Annotated in this window: 5 protein-coding genes and 1 riboswitch; of the genes, 2 read left to right on the top strand and 3 right to left on the bottom strand. The window is 73.0% G+C overall.

The window, feature by feature from the left end; translation table 11 throughout:
• The coding region (locus tag AB0J67_RS17230) for an AI-2E family transporter (protein WP_363483040.1) at positions 1–1,040 on the top strand (1,040 nt) is incomplete at its 5' end.
• Positions 1,041–1,097: 57 nt separating this feature from the next.
• On the opposite strand, the gene AB0J67_RS17225 is transcribed toward AB0J67_RS17230, so the two are convergent.
• The gene (locus tag AB0J67_RS17225) at positions 1,098–2,528 is read right to left on the bottom strand and encodes a PrsW family intramembrane metalloprotease (RefSeq protein ID WP_363483037.1); all 1,431 of its coding nucleotides are present in this window, start codon (positions 2,526–2,528) and stop codon (positions 1,098–1,100) included.
• Between the two features lie 86 nt (positions 2,529–2,614).
• Positions 2,615–2,729: riboswitch (SAM riboswitch) on the top strand.
• Between the two features lie 45 nt (positions 2,730–2,774).
• On the opposite strand from AB0J67_RS17225, the gene AB0J67_RS17220 reads away from it, so the two are divergent.
• Entirely contained in the window at positions 2,775–4,049 is a 1,275-nt protein-coding gene (locus AB0J67_RS17220) for an aminotransferase class V-fold PLP-dependent enzyme (protein ID WP_363483034.1), read from the top strand.
• Between the two features lie 62 nt (positions 4,050–4,111).
• On the opposite strand, the gene AB0J67_RS17215 is transcribed toward AB0J67_RS17220, so the two are convergent.
• Together AB0J67_RS17215 and AB0J67_RS17210 are read right to left on the bottom strand one after the other, a co-directional pair.
• Positions 4,112–5,743: a hypothetical protein gene (locus tag AB0J67_RS17215; RefSeq protein WP_363483031.1), complete on the bottom strand. Its 1,632-nt coding sequence runs from the start codon at positions 5,741–5,743 to the stop codon at positions 4,112–4,114.
• 67 nt (positions 5,744–5,810) lie between these two features.
• On the bottom strand, positions 5,811–6,947 hold the full coding sequence (locus tag AB0J67_RS17210) for an FUSC family protein (protein ID WP_363483028.1): 1,137 nt from the start codon (positions 6,945–6,947) through the stop codon (positions 5,811–5,813).
• Positions 6,948–6,949: the final 2 nt, after the last annotated feature.

Here is a 6,949-nt window from a genome sequence, read left to right as displayed (position 1 = left end):
GCATCATCGTGCTGGGCTTCGCCCTCATCTACCTGCTGCAGTTCCTTGGCAAGATCAGCATCGTCATCGTGCCGCTGCTGATCGCGATGCTGCTGACCGCACTGCTGGCGCCGGCGGTGCGCTGGCTGGCCCACATCCACGTGCACCGCTCGCTGGCCACCGCGATCGTGGTGGTGACGGGTCTGGGCGCGGTCGCGGGCACGCTCACGATGGTGATCAACCAGTTCGTGAACGGCCTGCCCGACCTGACCAAGAACGCCGCCGAGGGCATCCAGCAGATCCAGACCTGGCTCAAGAACGGCCCGCTGCACCTGACCGACCGCCAGATGGACAGCGCGCTCAACTCGGTCACCCAGACCATCACCACGAACAAGGACACCCTGACGACCGGCGCGATCACCACCGCCACGACGGTGTTCGAGGTGCTCAGCGGGCTGTTCCTGGTGATCTTCGCGCTGTTCTTCTTCCTGCGGGACGGCCGCGTCATCTGGCGCTTCCTGCTGCGCCTGGTGCCGGGTCAGGCACGCGAGCCGCTGGACCGGGCGGGCGTCGCGGCGTGGGGCTCGCTGGGCGCGTACGTGCGGGCCACCGTGCTGGTCGCGTTCATCGACGCGGTCGGCATCGGCATCGCGCTGGTGGCGTTGAAGGTGCCGTTCGCGCTGCCGCTGGCCGCGCTGGTGTTCCTCGGCGCGTTCATCCCGATCGTCGGTGCCACCCTGTCCGGCGCGGTCGCGGTGCTGGTCGCGCTGGTCACCAACGGCCCGCTCACCGCGCTGGGCGTACTGGCCGCGGTCATCGCCGTGCAGCAGATCGAGGGTCACCTGCTCCAGCCGCTGATCATGGGCCGGGCGGTGGCGATCCACCCGCTGGCCGTGATCGTCGGCATCGCGGCGGGCGTGGTGCTCGCGGGCATCGTCGGCGCGCTGATCGCCGTGCCGCTGATCGCGGTGTTCAACACCGCGATCCGCACGCTGGCCGGCCGCCCGCAACCCGAGCCCGACTCCGTGATCGTGAAGGCCCCGCCGGTCCCCGCCTCCTGATCCCGACGACGAAGCTCCGGGCCCGCTGTCGCGACAGCGGGCCCGGAGCTTCGCTCATCAGTGCTGCGGGGGGTACGGGTACGGCTGGGCGGCCGGGTAGCCGGGGTAGGCCGGGTACGCGGGCGCCACGGGCGGCGGCAGCACGATCGGGACCGGCACCACCGGCTCGGCGGGCGCCGGCACCACCCGGGTCACCCCGTCCGGGAACGCCATCCGGTACGTCGCGCCGTCGAAGAACGCCCGCGGCGTCTGCGGGTCCCGGCCGGTGAACACCGCCCGCGCGGCGGTGATCGCGTCCAGCAGGCCCCGCTCCTCCCGGGCGCTGCGCGCCTGCTGGTCGGGGAGCTCGTCGAGGCCGCGGTTCATGCCGTCGCGCACCAGGGCCAGCCGGGTCGCGGCGTACTGGAAGTCGCGCATGGCCTTGCTCCCGGCGTCGCCCGCGACCCGCTTGGCCCAGACCCGGGCCGCGTGCCGCCGTGACAGCGTGCCCAGCGCGGCCACCTCGGGCGGGGTGAGCCAGCCGGCGGCGGCGTACGCCGGGAGCACCTTCAGCGACAGCCGGCCCTCGCGGGCGCGCACCCACAGCGCGATGCCGATGGTCGCCAGGAACACCGGCACCATGACCGCGATGTAGCCGTACAGGAAGAAGAAGGGGCTGATCTCCGCGGAGAGGGTGGCCATCAGGTTCCACGACCCGTGCAGGATCATCGCCAGGAACAGCCCGCCCAGCGGCGCGCACCAGCGCACCCACCCGTTGGCCGAGCGGGCGGCGATGCCGATGCCGACGCCGGTCATCGAGGTGAACAGCGGGTGGGCGAAGCCCGAGATCAGGATCCGGCCCAGGAACATGCCGAAGACCAGCTGCGCGCCCGAGTACGGGCCCCACTGCTCGTTGCCCGCGTAGTAGCCGTGCCCGCCCAGGTAGAGGATGTTCTCCACCATCGCGAAGCCGACGCCGGACAGGCCGCAGTAGACGATGCCGTCGGTGATGCCGGAGATCTCCCGGCGGCGGAACCACAGGATGAGCAGCGGCCCGAGCGCCTTGCCGATCTCCTCGATGAACGGCGCGACCACCGTCGCGACGACCGCGTCGGGCAGCTCGACCAGCCCGAACCGGCCCGAGGCGAACGAGTTCACCAGCAGCGCCAGGCCGGTGGCCGGGAAGGCGCCCCACAGGAAGCAGCCCACCAGCAGCTTCGGCGGCTCCGGCTCGTACCGGTCGAGCCAGAGGAAGACCGCGATCAGCACCGGCACCGGCAGGATCGCGGCGACCAGGCCGATCGCGAACGCCTGCGGCCCGAGGTTCCACCCCAGATAGCCGAGCATGCCCAGGGCCGAGCCGCCGACCACGAGGATCGCCACGGCCAGCGGCAGCCAGCGCCGGACGCCGCGCGGCCGCAGCACCGGCTCCAGCGCCGGCGGCGGTGCCAGGTAGGGATGCTGCTGGTACGCCGGCTGCGGGGTCCCAGGAGTCGGGAGGTCGGACATGGCCGCAGCCTACCTCCGCTATGCTCGGCGGAAGGTCACGAGTGTCAGCCGCTCTCACATTCGCCTGCGTCAGCAGGGAGACATGTCGTCTCATGGAGAGCAAAGCCCCGGCTTGCTGACCGGCAACCCTCGTAGTTCGCGGTGGGGTGCCCCGGGTGATGACCGGGCCCAGCCCGTTGTCGTGCTGGGCAAGCGCGGACCCGTGAGCGACGCCCAGGGGTCCCCTGACCCCGGAGGTGTGCTCCCATGACCGCAGTAGCCCAGCGTCCCTGCAGCGCCGTCGAGGCGGCCCCCGTCACCCCGGTGCACGTCGCCGGCGCGGATCTGACCGTCCTCGGCGTGCCCGGCCACGTCAACCTCGACTACGCCGCGACCGCGCCCTGCCTCAAGGCCGCCGCCGACGCCGTCACCGAGCTGCTGCCCTGGTACGGCTCGGTGCACCGGGGCGCGGGCGCGCTGTCGCAGCGCTGCACGCTGGAGTACGAGCGCGCCCGGCAGACCGTCGGCGACTTCGTCGGCGCCCGCCCGGCCGACCACGTGATCTTCACCCGGAACACCACCGACGCGCTCAACCTGCTGGCGCACGCGCTGCCCGCGGGCACCACCGTGCTCACCTTCGCCGGCGAGCACCACGCCAACCTGCTGCCCTGGGCGAACGCGGTCCGCCTGCCGGTGCCCGACTCCCCCGACGCCGCCGTGCGCTACCTGGCCGCCGCGCTGACCGAGCTGCGCCGCGACGACACCGAGCGGGAGATCCTGGTCGCGGTCACCGGCGCCTCCAACGTCACCGGCGAGCTGTGGCCGATCGCGCAGCTGGCGCTGATCGCGCACCGTTTCCGGGCCCGGATCGCGCTGGACGCCGCGCAGCTCGCCCCGCACGTGCCGGTCGACCTGTCCGCGCTGGACGTCGACTACGTGGCGCTGTCCGGGCACAAGCTCTACGCCCCGTTCGGCGCGGGCGTGCTGGTGGGCCGGGGCGACTGGCTCGACGCGGCCCAGCCGTACCTGGCCGGCGGCGGCGCCACCAGCGGCGTCGGCGACGCGACCCACGACGTGCGGTGGACCACCGGTCCGGCCCGGCACGAGGCCGGCACGCCCAACCTGCTCGGCGCGGTGGCGCTGGCGGCGGTGTGCGCGACGCTGGAGGCCGCCGACCGCTACGCGCTGCACGAGGAGGAGCAGCGGCTGCTGGCGAAGCTGCGCACCGGCCTGGCCGAGCTGCCCGACGTCGCCGAGCTGCGCACCTTCGGTCCCGACGCGGCCCGGATCGGCGTGGTGTCGTTCGCCGTGCGCGGCCGCGACTCGGCCGAGCTCGCCCAGCGCCTGGGCCGCGAGCACAACATCGGCCTGCGCGACGGCCTGTTCTGTGCCCACCCGCTGGCCCGCCGCCTGCTCAGCGAGGCCTCGGTGCGGGCCGGCTGGGACGGCGCCCCGGCCACCGCCCTGCGCGCGAGCATCGGCCTCGGCACCACCGACGCCGACATCACCGCCTTCCTCACCGCGCTGCGCACGATCGTCTGAGGAAACGGTTCGGCCGGTGACCCGTCAACGGGTCACCGGCCGAAACGGCTTCAGGTGCGGGGTCAGTGCGCGGTGTCGTCCGTGATCGTCACGCGGCGACGGCGCGCCAGGAGCAGCAGCACCGCACCGGCGAGCACGACCGCGCCGCCGACGCCGGCCACCAGGCCGACGTTGGCGCCCGTCACCGGCAGGCCCGCACCGGGGTCCGTGCTGGGGCTGGGGCTGGTGCTCGGGCTGGGCGCGGCGGTGCCGACCTTGATGACGACCTTGGCCGTGTCGTTCTCCGGGTTGCGGTCCTTGCCGACCGAGGTGATCACCTCGGCCAGGCCGTCGTTGCCGACGGCGGCGTCGTCGATGCGCACCAGCAGGTCCCGCTTGAGCGTCCGGCCGGGCTGCAGCTCCGACTCCCAGCCGCAGGCCAGCTCGGTCTCGCCGGTGTAGGTCCACGGCGGGCCCTCACCGGAGCGGTCGATGCAGCTGCCGACCTCGGGCGCCTGCTCGGGCGCGACGAACGAGGTGCCGGACGGCGCCTTGATGTAGAACATCGGGCCGGTGCTCGCCTCGCCGATGTTGGAGACCTTGACCGTGATCTGCACGACGCTGCCCACCGGGCCGGTCGCCGGGGTCACGGTGATGGCCTGGTCGACCGAGACCGGGGCGCCGATGTGCGCCGCGAAGGCCGCGTCGTTGTCGCCCTCGTCGATCTCGACGGCCTCTTCCGCGTCCGCCATGGACTTCTTGAGGACCTTCTCCAGCAGCAGCTCGCGCTCCTGGTCGGTGACCTTGCCGACGACGTCGAACCCGGTCGCGGGCCGCGCCTGCGCCCAGTCCGGCACGTCCTCCACCAGGGTGCGGGCCTTGGCGCTGACCAGGCCGCCGGGCAGCGCCGCCGGGCCGTCGAAGTAGAACTGGTTGACGGTGACCGTCTGCGGCAGCTCCGGGAAGTACATGCCGCCGGGCGGGATGATCGCGTCCGGGTCGGAGCAGGTGAGGACCTCGGTCGCCTGCTCCTCCACCTCGCAGATGCCGTACGGGTCGTCGAAGCTCACGTACGGCGGCAGCGTGATGGTGAAGTCGACGCCCTTGACGAAGCGGCCGCCCTCGTTGGTGACCCACCACATGAGCTCGGTGGAGTCGCCGGGGCTCAGCGGGACGAGGCGGTTGTCGTCGTCGTAGCCGGCGCTCAGGTCGAACGCGAACGACTGCAGGTCGGCGCCGCTGTCCACGACCTCGACGGCCACGGTCGCGGTGTTGTTCGCCGGGTTGACGTCGCCGCTGCTGGTGCTGAACGTCGCGGTGAACGAGCCGGCCGCGCCGACCTTGCCACCGGTGTTCTCCAGCAGGACGGGCAGCGACAGCGACTCGCCGGCCACGAACACGGGGCCGTCGACGCAGGTCACGACCTTGCCCGAGACCTCGCAGCCGATGAACAGCTCCGGCACGAAGTCGACGCGGGTGGTGTCGAGGCCGCTGAAGTCGAGCTTCAGGGCGACGTTCGCGGCGTCCGCGGTGCCGACGTTCGCGGCGTCGAGGCGGAACGCCTTCATCGGCGCGTCGACGGCGATCTTGCTCGATGCGATCTTCAGCGCGAGGTCGGGCCCGTCGGCCGCCTGGGCCGGGCCGGCCAGCACGGCCGAGAACCCGCCGCCGAGCAGCACCGAGGCACCCGCCGCAAGGGCGGTGCGCAGCTTCATTGTTCCCCCGAGGGTGGTGGTGAGAAGTGGATCAGCAGCGCACGATACGCACCGCGCCGATCACCGCTCAACCGGCCGATCGGCCCATGCCGGGTCGGTCGGTCCTGCCGACGGACCGTCTCACCTGCCGCTCGGCGTCCTCCCGGGACAGCCCGGCCGCTCGGAACAGATCAGTGGCAGTGGACCTGACCTGAGCGAAGACCACCTCGCCCGAGAAGCCGAGACCCGACTCGTGGGCGTCGCGGGCGCTGCGCAGCGCCCGCACGGAGGCGTCGCGGCTGCGTGCCGGATCGGCCGCCTCGGCCAGCTCGCGGTCCAGCGACGACACCGCGTCGGCCAGCGCGTGCACCGCGTCGACCAGCGACGCGGGCACCGGCTCGCCGTCGCGGATCATCGACACGATGCGGCGGACCAGCACCCGGCTGTTGCGCAGCGCCCGCGCCAGGTGGTCGGCCGCGTCGATGTACGCGGCCAGCAGGCCGTGCTTGCCCCAGTGCAGCGGCGCGACCGTGGCCAGCTCCTTGCCCGCCTTCAGCGACTCCCCGAAGGCCCGCAGGTGCGACTCGGCCTCGCGCATGCGGTCCAGCGCGTCCTGCGCCGCCGTCGCGTCGCCGTGCGCCAGCGCGTCGGCGGCGTCGTTCAGCCCGTCGGTGAGCGCGTCCATCAGCGGCCGGACCGCGCGCTGCACCTCGGTCAGCGGGTTCAGCGGCAGCAGCAGGGCCATCACCACCAGCGCGATGCCGCCGCCGACCACCGCGTCGACGAACCGGCTGAAGTAGTAGTCCTCGCTCAGCGGCAGGAGCGTGGCGACCAGGATGCCCGACGAGGCGGCCTGGCTCACCAGCGACGCCGACCCGCCGATGAAGATCGCCAGCGTGATCGCGAGCAGCACCACCAGCGACACCTGCCACGCGCCCCGGCCGATGACCAGGATCAGCAGCTCCCCGAGCAGGATGCCGACCGCGTTGCCGGCCACGATCTCGAACGCCCGGCGCATCCGCTGCCCGACCGAGATCGCCAGCGTCACCACCGCGGCGATCGGCGCGAAGAACGGCTGGATGTGGCCGAGCACGTCGTGCGACACGTACCAGGCGAGCCCGGCCGCGACCGCCGCCTGCACGGCCAGGATCGTGCTCGCGCGCACCCGCCGCACCCGGTCGCGCAGCGTCACGCCGGTACGTCGGCGCAGCTCGGCGGCGTCCATAG

Origin of the sequence: Catellatospora sp. NPDC049609 (assembly GCF_040675365.1) — a bacterium.
Taxonomy (GTDB): Bacteria; Actinomycetota; Actinomycetes; order Mycobacteriales; family Micromonosporaceae; genus Catellatospora.
The sequence above is the reverse complement of the archived record's forward strand: the minus strand, read 5'-3'. Positions and strand labels throughout refer to the sequence as shown.

What these genes read in the sequence shown, in the direction of transcription:
- AB0J67_RS17225 (WP_363483037.1), bottom strand. Translation starts at nt 2,528, where the DNA reads ATGTCCGACCTCCCGACTCCTGGGACCCCGCAGCCGGCGTACCAGCAG.
- AB0J67_RS17220 (WP_363483034.1), top strand. Translation starts at nt 2,775, where the DNA reads ATGACCGCAGTAGCCCAGCGTCCCTGCAGCGCCGTCGAGGCGGCCCCC.
- AB0J67_RS17215 (WP_363483031.1), bottom strand. Translation starts at nt 5,743, where the DNA reads ATGAAGCTGCGCACCGCCCTTGCGGCGGGTGCCTCGGTGCTGCTCGGC.
- AB0J67_RS17210 (WP_363483028.1), bottom strand. Translation starts at nt 6,947, where the DNA reads ATGGACGCCGCCGAGCTGCGCCGACGTACCGGCGTGACGCTGCGCGAC.